Annotated in this window: 14 protein-coding genes; 12 read left to right on the plus strand and 2 right to left on the minus strand. The window is 64.0% G+C overall.

The window, feature by feature from the left end; genetic code table 11:
* Positions 1-70 precede the first annotated feature (70 nt).
* The 3 genes from DAES_RS00845 (at position 71) to DAES_RS00855 (ending at position 5,834) form a co-directional block, all read left to right on the plus strand.
* Positions 71-346: a hypothetical protein gene (locus tag DAES_RS00845; protein WP_013513134.1), complete on the plus strand. Its 276-nt coding sequence runs from the start codon at positions 71-73 to the stop codon at positions 344-346.
* Between the two features lie 1,000 nt (positions 347-1,346).
* Positions 1,347-2,513, plus strand: a complete 1,167-nt coding sequence (locus tag DAES_RS00850) for an efflux RND transporter periplasmic adaptor subunit (RefSeq protein ID WP_013513136.1) — start codon at positions 1,347-1,349, stop codon at positions 2,511-2,513.
* Positions 2,514-5,834 carry an efflux RND transporter permease subunit gene (locus DAES_RS00855; protein WP_013513137.1) on the plus strand — a complete coding sequence of 1,107 codons (3,321 nt, stop codon included), beginning with the start codon at positions 2,514-2,516 and terminating at the stop codon, positions 5,832-5,834.
* A gap of 91 nt (positions 5,835-5,925) precedes the next feature.
* On the opposite strand, the gene DAES_RS00860 is transcribed toward DAES_RS00855, so the two are convergent.
* Positions 5,926-6,819 (minus strand): tRNA (adenine-N1)-methyltransferase, encoded by an 894-nt coding sequence (locus DAES_RS00860; RefSeq protein ID WP_013513138.1) that lies wholly within the window; start codon positions 6,817-6,819, stop codon positions 5,926-5,928.
* Positions 6,820-7,052: 233 nt separating this feature from the next.
* Here DAES_RS00860 and DAES_RS00865 point away from each other — a divergent pair, with 233 nt between their 5' ends.
* The 9 genes from DAES_RS00865 to DAES_RS00905 all read left to right on the plus strand — a co-directional run bounded on the left by DAES_RS00865 (position 7,053) and on the right by DAES_RS00905 (position 14,551).
* Positions 7,053-8,006, plus strand: a complete 954-nt coding sequence (locus DAES_RS00865; RefSeq protein WP_013513139.1) for a radical SAM protein — start codon at positions 7,053-7,055, stop codon at positions 8,004-8,006.
* A 55-nt stretch (positions 8,007-8,061) separates the two neighbouring features.
* Entirely contained in the window at positions 8,062-9,531 is a 1,470-nt protein-coding gene (locus DAES_RS00870; RefSeq protein WP_013513140.1) for an Rne/Rng family ribonuclease, read from the plus strand.
* Positions 9,532-9,752: 221 nt separating this feature from the next.
* Positions 9,753-10,301 (plus strand): epoxyqueuosine reductase QueH, encoded by a 549-nt coding sequence (locus tag DAES_RS00875; protein ID WP_013513141.1) that lies wholly within the window; start codon positions 9,753-9,755, stop codon positions 10,299-10,301.
* The gene (locus tag DAES_RS00880) at positions 10,298-10,717 is read left to right on the plus strand and encodes a hypothetical protein (RefSeq protein WP_013513142.1); all 420 of its coding nucleotides are present in this window, start codon (positions 10,298-10,300) and stop codon (positions 10,715-10,717) included. Before DAES_RS00875 ends, DAES_RS00880 begins: the two co-directional genes overlap by 4 nt.
* Positions 10,710-11,966: a radical SAM family heme chaperone HemW gene (gene hemW, locus DAES_RS00885; RefSeq protein WP_013513143.1), complete on the plus strand. Its 1,257-nt coding sequence runs from the start codon at positions 10,710-10,712 to the stop codon at positions 11,964-11,966. The genes DAES_RS00880 and hemW overlap by 8 nt, the downstream gene beginning before the upstream one ends.
* A gap of 132 nt (positions 11,967-12,098) precedes the next feature.
* A complete protein-coding gene (locus DAES_RS00890; RefSeq protein ID WP_013513144.1) occupies positions 12,099-12,611 on the plus strand; it encodes a hypothetical protein in 513 nt (170 codons plus the stop codon).
* On the plus strand, positions 12,604-13,086 hold the full coding sequence (rnhA, locus tag DAES_RS00895) for a ribonuclease HI (RefSeq protein WP_013513145.1): 483 nt from the start codon (positions 12,604-12,606) through the stop codon (positions 13,084-13,086). Before DAES_RS00890 ends, rnhA begins: the two co-directional genes overlap by 8 nt.
* A 221-nt stretch (positions 13,087-13,307) precedes the next feature.
* On the plus strand, positions 13,308-13,970 hold the full coding sequence (locus DAES_RS00900) for a polymorphic toxin type 44 domain-containing protein (RefSeq protein ID WP_013513146.1): 663 nt from the start codon (positions 13,308-13,310) through the stop codon (positions 13,968-13,970).
* Between the two features lie 104 nt (positions 13,971-14,074).
* Complete coding sequence (locus DAES_RS00905; protein WP_013513147.1) at positions 14,075-14,551, plus strand: hypothetical protein; 477 nt, start codon at positions 14,075-14,077, stop codon at positions 14,549-14,551.
* Between the two features lie 605 nt (positions 14,552-15,156).
* Here the strand turns inward: DAES_RS00905 and DAES_RS00910 are convergent.
* The gene (locus tag DAES_RS00910; protein WP_013513149.1) at positions 15,157-16,392 is read right to left on the minus strand and encodes an ABC transporter permease; all 1,236 of its coding nucleotides are present in this window, start codon (positions 16,390-16,392) and stop codon (positions 15,157-15,159) included.
* Between the last annotated feature and the right edge of the window lie 47 nt (positions 16,393-16,439).

The raw sequence follows: 16,439 nt of genomic DNA on the forward strand, positions 1-16,439 counted from the left end.
TAATATAAAGACATTCAAGTTTGCGCACAGCTCTTGCTTTGTGTTTTCAACATTGCAAGGAGGGACACCAATGAACCGCATCGAATTGTCGCGGGGGCTGGAACCCCGCATAGATCAACTGAGCAAAAAGGTTCGGGAGCTTCGCGAGAACGGCCACAGGTCTGCGGACGGGCTTGATAACGCCCTCATCGCGGTGGAGCGGAGCGGCGGACGCCGCGAGGCAGCCGAGGCGGCCATGAGCCTGCGCGGCCTGAGCAGCGAACTGCCCCTGCAAGGTGCGCAGCTGCATGGTCTGGATCCGGCCCGCGTGGCCGATCTCATCAGCGATCCCTTTGCCGACGACTAGGCCGGCCCGGCCTGTCGTCGTCCGGCTCCGGGCCAGGAGGGGCAGAAAACAGTTCGCCCCTTCTTTGCGCTTGCCTTTTGTCTCTGCTGGCAATATGCTGATTTAATTGCCCCTTGTCTGTTTTCTGTGTTTTCCCCCGGCCCCACGCTTCCCCTGGTCGGTTTTCTTCATTTTTATTTCCATAGGTGTCCGTTGGTTGCGCCCGATCCACCGGGTTCGCCGCCAAAACCCCTTGCCATGTTTTTCGGGCGGGAGTATATATAAGACAAAGGCTGAGGCTACCTCTGGAATGAGGGTCCATTGAAAACGGCAACGGAGGATGGAGGAAAATAGACACCGATTTCTTCTGGAACACATGTGGCGAATCGAGTCGCCCCATCTCTAGAAAGAGCACCGTGCGCCAAACCCAATGTATCAGGTCGTCAGGCCACAAAATGACGGTCCAGGTACGCCCGGATAACCCGGAAAGGCGCACTTTGCTTGGCCCGACAACCGCCCGGCCCCTGCTTCCGCCCGGCCCCTGATCTCTCCCCGCAATTCTCCTTGCCACCGCTTATCCTCCCATGCAATCCCGAAGACCCGCCTGAAAATCGCATTGTTGTCCTCTTTACTTTCGCCCCTGGATGCTTATCTATCAATTGTAAGGGAGGCCCAGGTGGACCTGCCCATGAGATAGACGGACAACCTTGACGGAGGATACAGGCGATATCACCCCTCAAAGCCATAAATCAGCGAGACGAGTCGCAACACATCACCAAACAGTGACAGTGCGCATCAACCCCCGGACCGAGAGCAAAGCGGTCGGAGGCCCGCCGGGCAAACCGGCAAGCGCACTTCTTTTTTGTCCTGCGTTCAAGCGTAATCGGTCCCGCCAGCTGTAACGCCGTTTCCTGCCTCCTGCCGACAGCCCTGCCCCATTTTCCTGCCATTCGACAGCCTTCCCTCAACGCCGTTCATTCCGGTCTGGCGAACGGGTGGGCATTCATGATATTGGCTGATCATGCACAGAAGAATCATCGTCATCCTTTTTGCGGTGCAGGCGGCGCTCCTGTTGGCGGCCTGCGGTTCGGACCCGGCTCCCTTGGCCGGGGCGCGGGCCGCGTATGTTCCCCGAACCACGGCTGAGGCCGCGCGCGTCATGGTGCCCAGGCTGCACGAGGCCGTGGGCACGGTCAGGGCCAGGACGGATGTCAGCGTCGAGGCCCAGGTCACGGGCCGGGTGCTCGAGGTGCTGGTGCGGCCCGGCGACAAGGTCGCTGACGGCGACCGGCTGGTGGTTCTGGACGGGCGCGCCTCCCAGGCGCGGCTCGACCAGTCGCTCCAGGCCCGGCAGACCGCATCGAGCATGATCGCCCAGGCGCGCGACGGGCTGGCCTCGGCCAAGGCGGCCTTTGACAAGGCCGAGTCCACCTACCGGCGCATGCAGCAGCTCGGCGAGCAGCGCGTGGTCACTGCCGAGGAGGTGGAGCAGGCTGAGTCCGCCTATTTGCAGGCCAGGGCCGCCGTGGGCCAGGCCGAGGAGGGGGTGGCCGCCGCCCAGGCGCGCTCCCGCGAGGGGGACAAGGTCATCCGCGAGGCCGAGATCGACCTGGAACACACGGCCATCCTGGCCCGCGAGACCGGGGAGGTGGCCAAGCGGCTGGTGGAGCCCGGCGATCTCGCCTTTCCGGGCAAGAAGCTGCTGGTGCTCCAGACCGGGGCCAGCCTGCGCCTGGAGGCCATGGTCCGCGAAGGGCTCATTGGCCGGGTGCGGGTGGGCGACCGGGTGGAAGTGATCGTTTCAGCCCTGGGCGAGGGCGAGCCTCTTGAGGCCGTGGTGGACGAGATGGAGCCGCTGGCCGATCCGGTGACGCGTTCCTTCCTGGTCAAGGCCAGGCTGCCCGAGGCACCGGGGCTGTACCCCGGCATGTTCGGACGGCTGCTGGTCCCGCTGGGCGAGCGCGAGGCCGTGCTCGTGCCGCAAGCCGCCCTGATCCGCGTGGGCCAGCTGGAGACGGTCATGGTCCGCCAGGGCGACGCGTGGCAGCCCGTGCATGTGCGCACCGGAGAGCGTGTGGGTGAGGGCGAGGGCGAGATGATAGAGGTGCTCTCCGGTCTGTCCGGCGGCGAGACCGTGGGCGTGGGCGCGGGCGTGGTCCAGGCGTCGGGCGTCGGGGAGGATGGCTAAATGGGCAGCGAGACGGGCGGCGGGCTGGGCGGCGAGACGGGCCGCACCGGACTCATTTCGGCTATAGTCGGCTATTTTCTGACCTCGCGCATGGCCGTGATCCTGGCCCTGGCCGCCCTGGCCCTGGGCGCGGCGGCTCTTGTCGTCACCCCGCGCGAGGAGGAGCCGCAGATCGTGGTGCCCATGGCCGACGTGGTGGTGCAGGTGCCGGGCGCATCCGCCGACGAGGTGGAAAAGCTGGTGACCACGCCCCTTGAGCGGCTGCTGTGGCAGATCGACGGGGTGGAGTACGTCTATTCCATTTCGCGCAAGGACATGGCCGCCGTGACCGTGCGCTTCTTTGTGGGCGAGGATCGCGAGGACTCGCTGATCAAGCTGCACAACATGATCGCCAAGAACGTGGACCTCGCCCCGGCCATTGTCGAGGGGTGGGTGGTCAAGCCCGTGGAGATCGACGACGTGCCCATCGTGGCCCTGACCCTGCACGCGGACCACGGGCATGAGGCGCGCTATTCTGATCACGACCTGCGGCGCATGGCCGAGGAGATGTTCCACCGGCTGGCCGAGGTGGAAGACGTGTCACGCATCACCCTGCACTCGGGCCGCAGCCGCGAGGTGCGCGTGGAGATCAGGCCCGAGCGGCTGACCGGGTTCAACATCTCGCCCCTTGAGGTGCAGCGCGCCCTGGCCGGGGCGGACCGCTCCCTGACCGCGGGCGACATGGTGGGCGCAGACAGGCGCACCCGGGTGGTCAGCCAGTCCTTCCTGCTCTCGGCGGACGACGCGGCCTCACTGGTGGTGGGCGTGTTCGGCGACCGCCCGGTGTACCTGCGCGATGTGGCCGACATCACCGACGGCCCGCAGGAGCCGGGCGATTATTCGCGCATCGGGTTTTCCGAGACATATCTGGCCCGGCTGGGGCTTGAGCCGGAGCAGCCGTCGCGCCCGGCGGTGACCCTGGCCGTGGCCAAGAAAAAGGGCGTCAACGCCGTGGCCGTGGCCAACGCCGTGGTGGCCCGCGCCGAGGAGCTGCGGCGCGAGGTGCTGCCCGCGGGCGTGGCCCTGACCATCACCCGCAACCAGGGCGAGACCGCCCAGGCCAAGGTCAACGAGCTGCTCTCGTCGCTCGGTTTCGCCATCGTCACCGTGGTGGCGCTCCTCGCCTTTGCCCTGGGCTGGCGCGAGGCGCTGGTGGTGGCCCTGGCCGTGCCCATGAGTTTTTCCCTGGCCCTGTTCGTCAACCACCTGTTCGGCTACACCATCAACCGCGTCACCCTGTTCGCCCTCATCCTCTCGCTCGGTCTGGTGGTGGACGACCCCATTACCAATGTGGACAACATCCAGCGCCACATCCGCATGGGCCTCAAGAATTCGCTTCAAGCCACCCTGGATGCGGTCCGGGAGGTGCTGCCCCCGGTGATCATGTCCACCCTGGCCATCATAGTCTCCTTCACGCCGCTCTTCTTCATCACCGGGATGATGGGGCCGTACATGGCCCCCATGGCCGCCAACGTGCCGCTGACCGTGACCTTTTCCACCCTGGCCGCCCTGACCGTGGTGCCGTGGATGGCCTGGTTGCTCCTGCGCCGCCAAGAGCGAAGCGGTGATGGACAGAGAGAGAGCGGTGATGGGCGGAGAGAGAGCGGTGACGGGCAGGGAAAGGGCGATTCCGGCGGGGCGCCCAATGCCCGGCTGCTGGCCGTCTACACCCGGATCGTCACGCCGTTTCTGGGCGCGCCGCGCAACCGGCGGCTCCTGCTGCTGGGCATCCTGGCCGGTCTGGGGCTGTGTTTCGGGCTGGTGATCCTGCGGCTGGTGCCCCTCAAGATGCTCCCCTTTGACAACAAGAACGAGCTGCAACTGCTGGTGGACATGCCCGAAGGCACCACCCTGGAGCGCACGGACCGCGTGCTGCGCGACTTTGAGTCCTTCCTGCGCACCGTGCCCGAGGTGACCACCTTCGTCACCCACGCGGGCTCGCCCTCGCCCATGGATTTCAACGGCATGGTCCGCCACTACTACTGGCGCGACGAGCCCCATCTGGGCGAGATTCGCATCAATCTGGCCGACAAGTCCGAGCGCGACCAGCAGAGCCATGTCATCGGCCTGCGCCTGCGGGGCGGGCTGGACGAGGTGGCCGCGCGCCACGGGGCGGCGGTCAAGCTGGTGGAAACCCCGCCCGGCCCGCCGGTCATGGCCACCCTGACCGCCGAGGTGTACGGCAGGCCCGACCTGCCTTACTCCGCCCTGCTCGAAGGCGCGGTCCATGTGCGCGAGCTGATGCGGTCCGAGCCGGGCGTGGTGGACGTGGACGACTCCTCGGAGGCGGACCGGATCATGATCGATTTCGTGCTGGACAAGGAAAAGGCGGCACTGCACGGCATATCGGCCTCGGATGTGGTTCAGACCCTGCGTCTGGCCCTGGGCGGCGACGCGCCAGCGTTCGTGCATCTGCCGGGCGAGCGGCAGCCCCTGCCCGTGCGCGTGGTCCTGCCCGCGTCCCTGCGCGTGGGGCCGCAGACCCTGGGCGAGCTGACCATGAAGAGCGGGGCCGGGTCCATGGTCCCCCTGGCCGAGCTGGGGGCGTTTCGCGAGGTCCAGGCGGACCAGCCCATCTACCACAAGAACCTGCGCCGCGTGGCCTATGTCTATGGCGAGACAGCCGGGGTTCCGCCCGTCGAGGCAGTGCTCGACCTCAAGGGCAGGCTGGGCCGTGACCCCATGCCGCCCGGCACCACGGTGGACTGGGCGGGCGAGGGCGAGTGGAAGATCACCCTGGACGTGTTCCGCGACCTGGGGCTGGCCAACGCGGCGGCCCTGGCCTCCATCTACGTCCTGCTGGTCATCCAGACGGGCGCGTATCTCATGCCGCTTTTGATCATGTCGGCCGTGCCCCTGACCCTGCTCGGCATCCTGCCGGGCTTCTGGCTGCTCAATCTCGTGGCGGGCGGCACCGTGGGCGGCTACGGCGACCCGGTCTTCTTCACGGCCACATCCATGATCGGCATGATCGCCCTGGGCGGCATTGTCATCCGCAACTCGCTGGTGCTCATCGAGTTCATCCAGTCCGAGGTGGCGTCGGGCAGGCCGCTTCGGGAGGCCATTGTCCAGTCCGGCGCGGTGCGCATGCGGCCCATCCTGCTGACCGCCCTGACCACGGCGCTGGGCGCGTGGCCCATCACCTTGGACCCCATCTTCTCCGGTCTGGCCTGGGCGCTCATCTTCGGCCTGGCTGCCTCCACCCTGTTCACCCTGGTGGTGGTGCCCAGCGGCTACTACGCCCTGTATGGCGGGCGGGAGGAGTCAGGCGAAAGGAAGTGACAGGGCGGCTGCGCAAGGAATGCAAAAAGATCAGGCCCGCTTCATCGAAGCGGGCCTGATGGTTTTTTGGGGGAAGAGAAAGGGGGGCGGGCTATTCGTCGTCCAAGTCACGAACGTCGCGGGCGTCGCGGGCATCGGGGCCGAAGTCGTCCTCAAGGTCGGGGTCTGTTGCCGGGGCGTCCTGGGGGGTGGGTTCCCCGTCAGGGAGCAGCTCCTCGGCGGGCTGCTCCATGTAGCGGGTAAAGACCAGGAAGCCGGTGTGGGCCACCATGCGGTCGTCCGGGCGCAGTCTGTCGGCCACGGGTTTCCAGCGGCGCACCAGGATTTCGAGCACCTCGGTCTCGGCAAAGGGACCGGCCTCCAGGCCGCGCAGCAGGTCGCTGACCTGATTGACCGTGGGCAGCAGAAAGCCGCACATGGCGCCGGGGATGACCGCGCTGGGAATGGCACCCAGGTATTCCCACGGGGTGCGCACGTCCAGGAAAAGCGCGTCCGCGCCCGAGTGCAGAAAGCCGTCCTCGATGTTGCGGTTGACCTGCTCAACGCGCGCGGCCAGCCCCACGCGCTCCAGGTTCTTGCCCGCCAGCTTGTAGAAATCCGCGCGCCGCTCGTAGGTGATGACCTTGCCCGTGTCACCCACGAACCAGGCCAGGGCCGTGGTCAGGCCGCCCGAGCCGGTGCCGGACTCGATGACCGTGGAGCCGGGGCCGATGCCCAGCTTCATCATCAGGTATCCGATTTCCTTGGGATACATGATCTGGGTCTGCCGTTTCACGCCCTTGATCAGGTCGTGCAGGGTGGGCTTGAGGGTGAGGTAGGACCGGCCCAGATGGGTCTTGACGTACTGGCCGAATCCGGCCTCGGCCACATCGTCCATGAGCAGTCTGCCGTCGTGGGTGTGCACCTCGCCGCCCGCCTCGAGCTTGCGCAGGTAGCGTTTGCCCTTGTGGCTGATGAGCAATACGAGCTGTCCGGGTTCGATCATGGAGCCTCCTGATGGAAATATGGCCTGGGGTACGGTCCCCATGCGGGGAAGTCAAGGAAAAGGGCGGACCGGATTGCACATACCCCTTGCCAGCGGACCGTCCGACCTGTACCTAACACAGTGGCGCATACAGCGTGGCCGCTCTTGACAAGGGCGTCCTGATCCTTAATCTTCCTTGAGATTTTTCCGGCTTCGGCCTGACACGGACACCAGCGCGAGGCATATCCATCGGCATGGCATACAGATACGTCTTCGGACCCGTCATGAGCGGGCGGCTAGGCCGGTCCCTGGGGCTGGACCTGCTGGGCGGACACATATGCTCCATGGATTGCGTGTACTGCGAGGTGGGCGCGACCAGGAACCTGACCCTGGAGCGCAGGCCCTACGTTTCTGCAGCCGCCATCCTCAAGGAGCTGGCCGCCTGGAAGGCCGAGGGGCTGGACACGCCCGACGCGGTCACCCTGGGCGGGTTGGGCGAGCCCACGCTCAACTCCGACATGGCCGAGATCATCGCCGGGGCGCGGGCGTTGTTTCCAGACACGGTCATCGCCGTGCTGACCAACGCCACCCTGATGACTGACCCGCAGGTGCGCCGCGAGCTGGCCCTGGCCGACGCGGTGCTGCCGAGCATGGATTCGCTGGTGGAGGCCGAATTTGCCGCCATCAACCGCCCCTGTCCGGGGGTGACGCCACAGGGTGTGGCGCAGGGGCTCCTCGCCTTTCGGCAGGAGTTCACGGGCAAGATATTTCTGGAGATTTTGCTTGCCAAGGGGATCAATGATTCCGACGAGAACCTGGGCAGGCTGAAGACTTTTTGCCAACAACTCGCCCCTGACCGGGTGGACGTGGTCACCATGACCCGTCCGGGCACGGTCAAGGGGACACACCCTGTTGACGGGGCGGTGTTGAGCCGTTGGCGCAAGGCACTCGGCGCGGGAAAGGCCCGCACCGGGGAGCGGGGGGAGCCGGAAGCGGGCACGCTGGACGAGGCGCGGACCATTGAGTTCGTGCAGGCGTCCCTTGCGCGCAGGCCCCAAACCGTTTTACAGTTGGCCCAGGCCCTGGGCGCGTCGCCGCATACGGTGCGCGCCGCCGTGGAAGCCCTGGAGCGGACGGGCGGCATCGTTGCCCGCACCGACCGGGGCGAGACCTACTACCACGGCTCCGGGCATATCCTCGAAGCGTAGGAAAGGCAGGCCAACGCCTTGAAGCATTTCATAAATTTTTTGACACGAGGTTCCAATGACCGACAAGAGCAAACGGCAGAAGATGTTCATCTCCGTGCTGCCGGGAGAACAGGTTGAGGTTGTCATCGCCGAAGAGGGCAAGGTCAACGAGTATTACGTTGAGATGCTCCATCAGGCCAAGACCAAGGGCGACATCTACAAAGGCTACATTCACAACATAGACAACGGGCTTCAGGCCGCCTTCATCAACTACGGGGCCGAGCGCAACGGATTTCTCCAGATCGACGAGGTCCATCCCGAATACTACACGGGCAGCTACCCCATGAAGAAGGGTGCGCGCTACCCGCTGATGCAGAAGGTGCTCAAGGCGGGCCAGGAAGTGCTGGTCCAGGTGGTCAAGGAACCTACCGGCAAGAAGGGCGCCTTTCTGACCACCTATCTCTCCCTGCCGGGCCGCAGCTTTGTCTACACCGTGGGCCGCGGCCAGATGGGCGTCTCGCGCAAGATCGAGAACGAGAAGGAGCGCGACCGGCTGAAAAAGGCGCTCGAATCCTTCACCACCACCGAGGGCGTGGGCCTCATCGCCCGCACCGCGGCCATCGGCCAGTCCAAGGCCGCCCTTGAGCGCGACTACAAATACCTGAACAGGCTGTGGGAGGATATCCGGGCCAACGCCCAGAAGGTCAAGGCCCCGGCCATGGTCTACCAGGAGCTCGGGCTGGCCGCCCGCGCCGTGCGCGATTATCTGACGCTGGATGTGACCGAGATCTGGGTGGACGACACGCTCACCTTCGAGCAGATCAGCCAGTTCGTGAAACTCGCCTTCCCGCGCAAGAACAACCTGGTCAAGCTGCACGAGGACACGGACCTGAGCCTGCTTGAGCGGTTCAACCTGGTCAAGCAGGTGCAGGAAATCTACTCCCGCGAGGCGTCCATGCCCTCGGGCGGGCGGCTCGTCTTTGACGCCACCGAGGCCCTGACCGCCATCGACATCAACTCCGGCAAGATCGGGGGCGAGAAGAATTTCCAGAAGATGGCGCTCAAGACCAACCTGGAAGCCGCCACCGAGATCGCCCGCCAATTGCGCCTGCGCGACATCGGCGGGCAGGTGGTCATCGACTTCATCGAGATGAAGAACCCCAAGGACTGCCGCGAGGTGGAGAAGGTCATGAAGGCCGAGATGAAGAACGACCGGGCGCGCACCGATGTCAGCCGCATCTCTCCCTTTGGCCTGATGGAGCTGGTGCGCCAGCGGCTGGGCTCGTCGGCCATCGCCATCTCCACCGAGCCGTGCCCCTGCTGCAAGGGCACCGGCATCCGGCGCAACATGGAGTGGCAGGCCATGCAGGCCCTCAAGGACATCCACCGCGAGGCGCGCAAGCCGGGCCAGGATCTGGTGGAGTACACCTGCGAGGAGGAGCTGGCCATCTACCTGCTCAACAACAAGCGCGGCGTGCTGGCCGATCTCGAAATCCGCTACGGCAAGCGCATCCACGTGGACATTGAATACGAGTACGACGAATAGTCCGGCTGTTGAAAAACGTCCGATTGCTGCCGTTAAGTGACTGTAGGCGAGTCTTCGAGCCGTACAGATAGCTTATTCAAAAAGTTCAAATCCTCGCGTACTAAGAGTACGCTTCGGCCTTGACCTTTTTTCGCGCCTTGCACTCGAACATTTTTGAACAGCCTAATAACCCTCTTCAATGATTAGATTGTCGGGGCCGGGCGCATACACCGGAAAGTGACATGAAACGCCTTCTCTTGCACATCTGCTGCGGGCCGTGCTCCATCACCACGCTGACCACGCTGCTCGGCCAGGGCTTCGAGGTCACGGGGCTGTTCCACAACCCCAACATCCATCCCCTGACCGAGTACGTCAAACGGCGCGACGGCTGCCTTGCGGTGGCCGAGCGCCTGGGCGTCAAGGTCATTGTCAAGGACGACGAGTACGACCCAAAGGCGTGGTTTCGCGACGTGGCCTTTCGCGAGGGCAACCGCTGCTTCCACTGCTACGCCCGCCGTCTGGAGCGCACCGCAGCCATTGCCAAGAGGGGCGGATTCGACGGGTTTTCCACCACCCTGCTCTATTCCAAATACCAGAAGCACGAGGACATCGCCGCGCTGGGACGCGACATGGAGTCCCCGACCACCCGGTTCGTCTACCACGACTTTCGCGAGGGATGGAGCGAGGGCATTGAGACCTCCAAGGCGTGGGGCGTCTACCGCCAGCAATATTGCGGTTGTCTCTACAGCGAGAACGAGCGCTACGCCCGCCTGCTGGGGAGCGGGTCATGACCCGGTCCGGGCAGACGCCGCCGGACCGGATCCTGGCCGGGCGCGACGCCGGGCTGGCCGCGTTCGTGGCCGTGACCGCAGCCGAGGCCCTGATCACCGGCCTTGCCCGGCACTCTGCTGACGCCTGGACCACCGGAGTCCTGGCCGTGCTCGTTTTTTCGGCCCTGGCCTGGCTGGCCCGGCAGGGGCGCATCATCCCCCTGTGGGCCGTGGTCGTGATCATGCTCATCACCGGCTCGCGGCACCTGAGCGTGGGCCTGGCCGGGACGTTCTCGACCCCTGGTCCGGCCCTGGCCGATCTGCTCCGGGTCGCGGCGGGCGCGGTCCTGGCCTGGGGCGCGCTGGCCGTGTTCCGCAGCCGCTCTTATCGGGGCGATCCTGGGCGGGGCGATTCTGGGCAGGGCGATCATGGGTAAAATCTACGGCGAGGACGTGCCTGTCCGCCCGGCCTTTCCGGACGCGGTCCGCAAACCCAAGGGCGCGGGCACGCCCAAGGCGGGGCCGCCGCCCCCCGGCGACACCGGGCTGCTCCTCTACATCCACGTGCCGTTCTGCCGGTCGCGCTGCCACTACTGCACCTTTCACTCCCAGGCCTTCAACCAGGTCACCTTTGCCTGGTATCACAAGCTGCTGCTTCAGGAGATCAAGCTCTGGGGAGCGCGGCTCAAGAGGCCGCCGCTGCGGACCATCTATTTTGGCGGCGGCACGCCCAGTCTGATCCCGCTCAACCAGCTCCAGCAGATCATGAAGGTGCTCGATGCGGCCTTCACCCTTGGTCCGGCCATGGAGGTGACCCTGGAGGCCAACCCGGACTCGGCCACGGATGTCAGCTATTTCCGAGCCCTGCTCTCCATGGGCGTCAACCGGCTCTCCCTGGGCGTGCAGAGCTTGAGCGATGTGGACCTGCATGCCATGGGCAGGCCGCATTCGGCGGCCATGGCCTACGCCTCCTATGACAGCGCCCGGCAGGCGGGATTCGGCAACATCGGGCTCGATTTCATTTGGGGGCTGCCCGGTCAGCGGCTCAAGTCCTGGATCGACCAGCTCAACGTGGTCACGTCCATGCGGCCCGAACACATCTCGGCCTACAACCTGACACTGGAGCCGAACACGCCCATGACCGCCCTGTGCGCCGAGGGCGGACCCCTGACCCTGCCGCCGGACAAGGAGCAGGGGCGCATGTTCATCTACGGCGCGGAATACCTGGAATCCATGGGCTACATGCACTACGAGGTCTCCAACTTCGCGCGCATGGGCTTTGTCTCCAGGCACAACTCCGGCTACTGGGGCGGGGCCGACTACCTGGGCCTGGGGCCGTCGGCAGTCTCGACCATCGGGCGGCGGCGGTTCGAGAACCCGCGCTACATGGACGAGTACGACGCCTATGTGCGCGGCGGGCTGGTGGGCCGCGATCATGAGACCCTGTCGGACGCCGACCTGCTCAAGGAGCTGGTCATGCTCTCCCTGCGCACGGCCAAGGGGCTGGACCTCAAGGAGTTCCGACAACGGGCCGGATACGATCTGGTCAAGCGGCAGGAGCGGCTGGTCATGGCCCTGCACCGCGAAAACCTCGTGCGCATCAACCACGGGTTTCTGCGCCTGACCAAGAACGGCATGCTCGTGTCCAATGTCATCATCCGCCGCCTCGCCTTTGACGACGAGTAGGCCCGACGGAAAAACCCGGCAGCGGGAAAAACCCGACTGCCCGGTTGCGTCCAACGCCCTGTCAGGGTAGACGTATGTCCGTCCGCCACAGGCGGTAATGCCGGGGAGAGGCAAGAGAGACGAGGAGAACCCATGAGAGTCGCCATACCCAAGGTCCACGGCAAGTCGCCCAGGGAAAAGCTCATCCGCACCCTGGCCCTGGTCCTGATCTTCGCCGTAGTGGCCTGGGCGTTCATGAAGAACAACGAGCGGGTGCTGGATACCCTCAACCGCGAGGGCGCCATCTACGACGAGACCAGTACGCTGGACGAGGGGCAGAAGAAGTTCATCGTCTCCTTCACCCGTGCCCTCAAGAGCGAATACGGCATGAACTGCCGCATCCAGATTTTTGGCGGCGATTTTGTGGTGCCGGAGCTGGACGCCAAGACCATGTACATCGGGCTGGCGCCGGCCATCGGCGCGGTGGAGCTGCGCTTCCCGCCCATGATGCGTCAGGCCCTGGGCGCGGATTTCATCGAATCACTCAAAACGGAGCATTTCTTGCCATCATTTGAAACCAACGATTGGCCCATGGAAATCCAGATCGTCCTGGCCGCCATCTTCGAGAAGCTGTCCCAGCTTGAAGGGGGCGCGCCCGGTGAGTAGCCGCGTGACCATCTACACCGACGGCTCCTGCCTGGGCAATCCCGGTCCGGGCGGCTACGGCGCGGTGCTCATCCACGGCGAGTACAAGGGCATGAACGCCGACAACTACAAGGAGTTCTCCCAGGGCTACCGCGACACCACCAACAACCGCATGGAACTGCGGGCCGTCATCGTCAGCCTCTCGGCCCTGACCCGCGCTTGCGCCGTGGACCTCTGGACCGACTCCAAGTACGTGCAGGAGGCCATCACCAAGAACTGGATCGGCAACTGGCAGCGCAACGGCTGGAAGACCGCGGCCAAGAAGCCGGTCAAGAACCAGGACCTCTGGCAGCAGCTCATCCCGCTCATCAAGGAGCACGACGTCACCTTCCACTGGGTCAAGGGCCACAGCGGCCACATGCTCAACGAACGGTGCGACATCCTGGCCCGCACCGCCGCCGCTGGCTCCGGCCTGCTCGACGACACCGGGGCGTAAGCCCTCGCCGATAGTTCAACACCACGAGAGACACGCCGACGCGAGGGGATCGCGTCGGCGTGTTCAGCAACCCCTGTCAAGCGCTCTTTAGGGTCTTTTGCACCCCTTTCCTGTCCTGCTCGCGCCCGTTTCCCATTCCTCTCCAAAACCCATGTTACTCAACCGTCATTCAAGGCGGTTCCACGGGGGGCCGAGACACCAAACGGAAAAGGAGACAGCCCGTGAGCGAAAAACAGGTGCGACACATCGGAGACGATCAACTGGTCCACGGGATGCCCAAGCGGATGGTCGGAGCCGCGAGACTGTCATCCGAAAAAACGATTTCGGATGGGCAAAAGAAAAAGTACTGGTGCTACCGCCCCAAGCTGCACGCCTGCGACAAATGCCAGGCAATGCAGGGGTTGTGGTTTGAAGAGAAGCCGGGGCCGGTTCACCCGAATTGCAAGTGTGAGATCGAAGAATTCGAAGCAGTCAAAGTGACAGGGCGGGCAGACGTCATCATTGTGCCTCCGGGAGTGGACCTGGAGGCGAACTTGGCAGAGGCCCGGCGAATCAGGAAAATTTGCGAATCATTCTTCTTTGTGGCCAAGCCCCTGTCTTCCGCCAGTTTCTTTCTCAAATGCGCCTGGGTCGTTTTCAACTTCAAATCCGGGGCACGATACGACTACAAACTCAACGGTCATCCAGAATACGAGGATTTCGGCAACTATCACTATGGCCTCTACACCCGCGCACTCGGTCTCAATGCCACGTTCACCCAGGCCATGGCGGGTTTCTATCAATTCCTGTCAAGAACCTCGGGCTGGAAGTTCAAAGAAACATGGTTCGACGATCCCAGAGACAATGAGATGATCCGCAAGGGGCAAGCCGGATTCAAGAAATAGCGGCGTGTTGCACGGGGCCGCTCGCAGGCGGAAAGTGTTGTCATCAGGGGCGGCGCCGGCAATCTATATTTGACATTTGTTTCCATCTGCCGCACAGTCGCCGGATGCAGCCCGGACGCGGAACCATTGGCCAAATCGCCCAGTTCGCCCTGCGTTTGCTCCTGGGCGCGGGCCTCGCCGCGCAGGCCGCCTATGTTGGATTCTATTTCTTTGGAATAACATTTGTTTTTCTGCTCGACACCCTGTCTCTCAGCTTCGCCTATTGGCACACTATCCCCTGGCTGCTTCACGGTGCTCTGGGATTGTTCGTCCTTGGCAGCATCCACCTGCTGGCGCGGCTTGTCGGCAGGTGGCCGGAGAAATACTGCACGCGGCGGCTGGACGCCCTTGCCAGCCTCGCCTGTATCGCGCTGCCGGGCTGGGTCAACGGCTCCATGGCCCTTGAGGGAAACCTGAAGCTTGAGAGCCACCTGTTCTACGCCTACTTCACCGGCTTCAACCTCCTCGTCCTCTGCCTGATCGCCATCCCCCGCGTTCACGGGTTCATCTTTGGGGCGGGCGGGCGGCGTCATGAGACTTGAGCCTCTCTTTCTTGTCCGGCCATCCCCCGCAAGGCGAGGCTCCAACTCGGCCACAAGCAACAGCCAAAAATCAAAACCCGCTTGACAAATAAACCAACTTATATCACAAAATCAATATGGCGCAAACATTGACTGAGGTCGCTCAATCTCAATGACAGGAGGATTCCGATGTCGCCCGTAGAAACCTGTTTTATTTGTGGTTGTGAATTTACGTTCGGCCCACACGAGTATAACGGGAAGCTCTGTAAAGGGTACGACGTGATGACCTGTAGACAGTGCTATTCTGGGAATTGGGATGGTTGGGCTCCTCACCACGAACAAACGCTGCTCGAACACCTGGAAGCAGAAGGCATTGACGAGCCTGAACGCTTAGAAAATGGATTGCTGCCCCGCGAGTTTTAATTACAAAGACATATCCTCTGCCACAAGAAAGCAGCGCTAGACCGCTCCCGTTCCAATCTCTCGAAAATAGCAGGCCGCAGGCCGTTCAAAAATGTTCGAGAGCAAGGCGCGAAAAAAGGTCAAGGCCGAAGCGTACTTCCTGTACGCGAGGGGTTGACCTTTTTGAAGCAACGCAGCAATCGGACGTTTTTGGACAGCCTGCCTCACCCCTCGCCGCGCATGGCCTGGATGGGATCAAGCCCGGCGGCCTGACGGGCCGGCTTGAGGCCGAAGATCAGGCCCACGGCCTGGGAACCGGCCAGGGCCAGGAAGAACGCCTTCCAGGAGAACTGGATGGTCAGGATGTCCAGGCGTGACAGGAACTGGCCCAGACCCAGGCCCAGAAACAGGCCGAGCACGCCGCCCAGCAGGGTCAGGGCGCACGCCTCCACCAGAAATTGGAGCATGATGGCCGAGCCGCGCGCGCCCAGCGCCTTTTTCAGCCCGATCTCCTCGGCCCGCTCGCTGACGCTGATGGAAAACAGGTTGGCCAGCACAAAACCGCCCACCAACATGGAGATGGTCGCGGTCACGCCCAGAAAAATCGACAGCCCTCCCTTGAACATGCTCAGGAATTTCAGGATCTCGTCAGCCGTCAAGATGGTGAAGTCGTCGTCCGCCCCGAACTCCAGGTGGTGCAGCTCGCGCAAGAGCGAGCGCAGGTTCTCGGCATGGGCCGCCATGTTCTCCGGCTCGTAAAACTTGATGCGCAGGGCGCGGAAATACTTCCTGTCCAGATTGTACCGCTGCATCAGCGTGTTCAGCGGAATGATCACGCGGTTGTCGATGTCCCCCCCGCCGCCTGTGGTCACCCCGCGATAGGCCAGCCTGCCCACCACCTGAAACGGGATGTTGCTGATGAACACCACCCGGCCCACGGGCGACTCGTCGCCGAACAACTCCACGGCAGGCTTGTCGCCCAGCAGCACCACCTTGGCCCCGGCAGCCTCGTCCGCCGCCGTGATGTCGCGCCCCTCGACCAGAGGCCAGTCCCAGGCCACGGCGTAATTCTCGGTGGAGCCTACCACCAGCACGTCCTGCATGTTGCGGTTGCCCGCCTTGACCGTCTGGCCGGCCTGCACCCGCATGGGCAACACCTCCCGGACGCCGGGCAGCGACTCCCGCACCTGCCGGGCGTCGTCGCGGCTCAAGGTCATGGTGCGCATGCCCACCGCACGCATCATGATGTTGCCCCCAAACACCAGCGCCGCGTCCGGGCCGAACATCTCCACCATCTCCACGGCCTTGCGGTTGGCCCCGTCCACCGCCGTCACGATCAAGGTCAAACTCGCAATGCCGAACGCCACGCCCAATATCACGAAAATCGAACGCAACTTGAAAGACCAGACAGCCCCCAAGCCCATGCTCGCCACCCGTATGTACAACCTCGGTCCTGTCATGCTGTGTGTGGTGCCTCCGGCGGCCAGGGGGGGAAGGGGAGAGGGGA

This window comes from Pseudodesulfovibrio aespoeensis Aspo-2, from assembly GCF_000176915.2.
In the GTDB taxonomy this organism is placed as follows: domain Bacteria; phylum Desulfobacterota; class Desulfovibrionia; order Desulfovibrionales; family Desulfovibrionaceae; genus Pseudodesulfovibrio; species Pseudodesulfovibrio aespoeensis.

Coding starts and splice junctions, on each gene's coding strand:
- DAES_RS00855 (WP_013513137.1), top strand. CDS start 2,514: ATGGGCAGCGAGACGGGCGGCGGGCTGGGCGGCGAGACGGGCCGCACC.
- DAES_RS00845 (WP_013513134.1), top strand. CDS start 71: ATGAACCGCATCGAATTGTCGCGGGGGCTGGAACCCCGCATAGATCAA.
- DAES_RS00865 (WP_013513139.1), top strand. CDS start 7,053: ATGGCATACAGATACGTCTTCGGACCCGTCATGAGCGGGCGGCTAGGC.
- DAES_RS00875 (WP_013513141.1), top strand. CDS start 9,753: ATGAAACGCCTTCTCTTGCACATCTGCTGCGGGCCGTGCTCCATCACC.
- DAES_RS00890 (WP_013513144.1), top strand. CDS start 12,099: ATGAGAGTCGCCATACCCAAGGTCCACGGCAAGTCGCCCAGGGAAAAG.
- hemW (WP_013513143.1), top strand. CDS start 10,710: ATGGGTAAAATCTACGGCGAGGACGTGCCTGTCCGCCCGGCCTTTCCG.
- DAES_RS00860 (WP_013513138.1), bottom strand. CDS start 6,819: ATGATCGAACCCGGACAGCTCGTATTGCTCATCAGCCACAAGGGCAAA.
- DAES_RS00850 (WP_013513136.1), top strand. CDS start 1,347: ATGCACAGAAGAATCATCGTCATCCTTTTTGCGGTGCAGGCGGCGCTC.
- DAES_RS00905 (WP_013513147.1), top strand. CDS start 14,075: ATGCAGCCCGGACGCGGAACCATTGGCCAAATCGCCCAGTTCGCCCTG.
- DAES_RS00880 (WP_013513142.1), top strand. CDS start 10,298: ATGACCCGGTCCGGGCAGACGCCGCCGGACCGGATCCTGGCCGGGCGC.
- DAES_RS00870 (WP_013513140.1), top strand. CDS start 8,062: ATGACCGACAAGAGCAAACGGCAGAAGATGTTCATCTCCGTGCTGCCG.
- DAES_RS00910 (WP_013513149.1), bottom strand. CDS start 16,392: ATGACAGGACCGAGGTTGTACATACGGGTGGCGAGCATGGGCTTGGGG.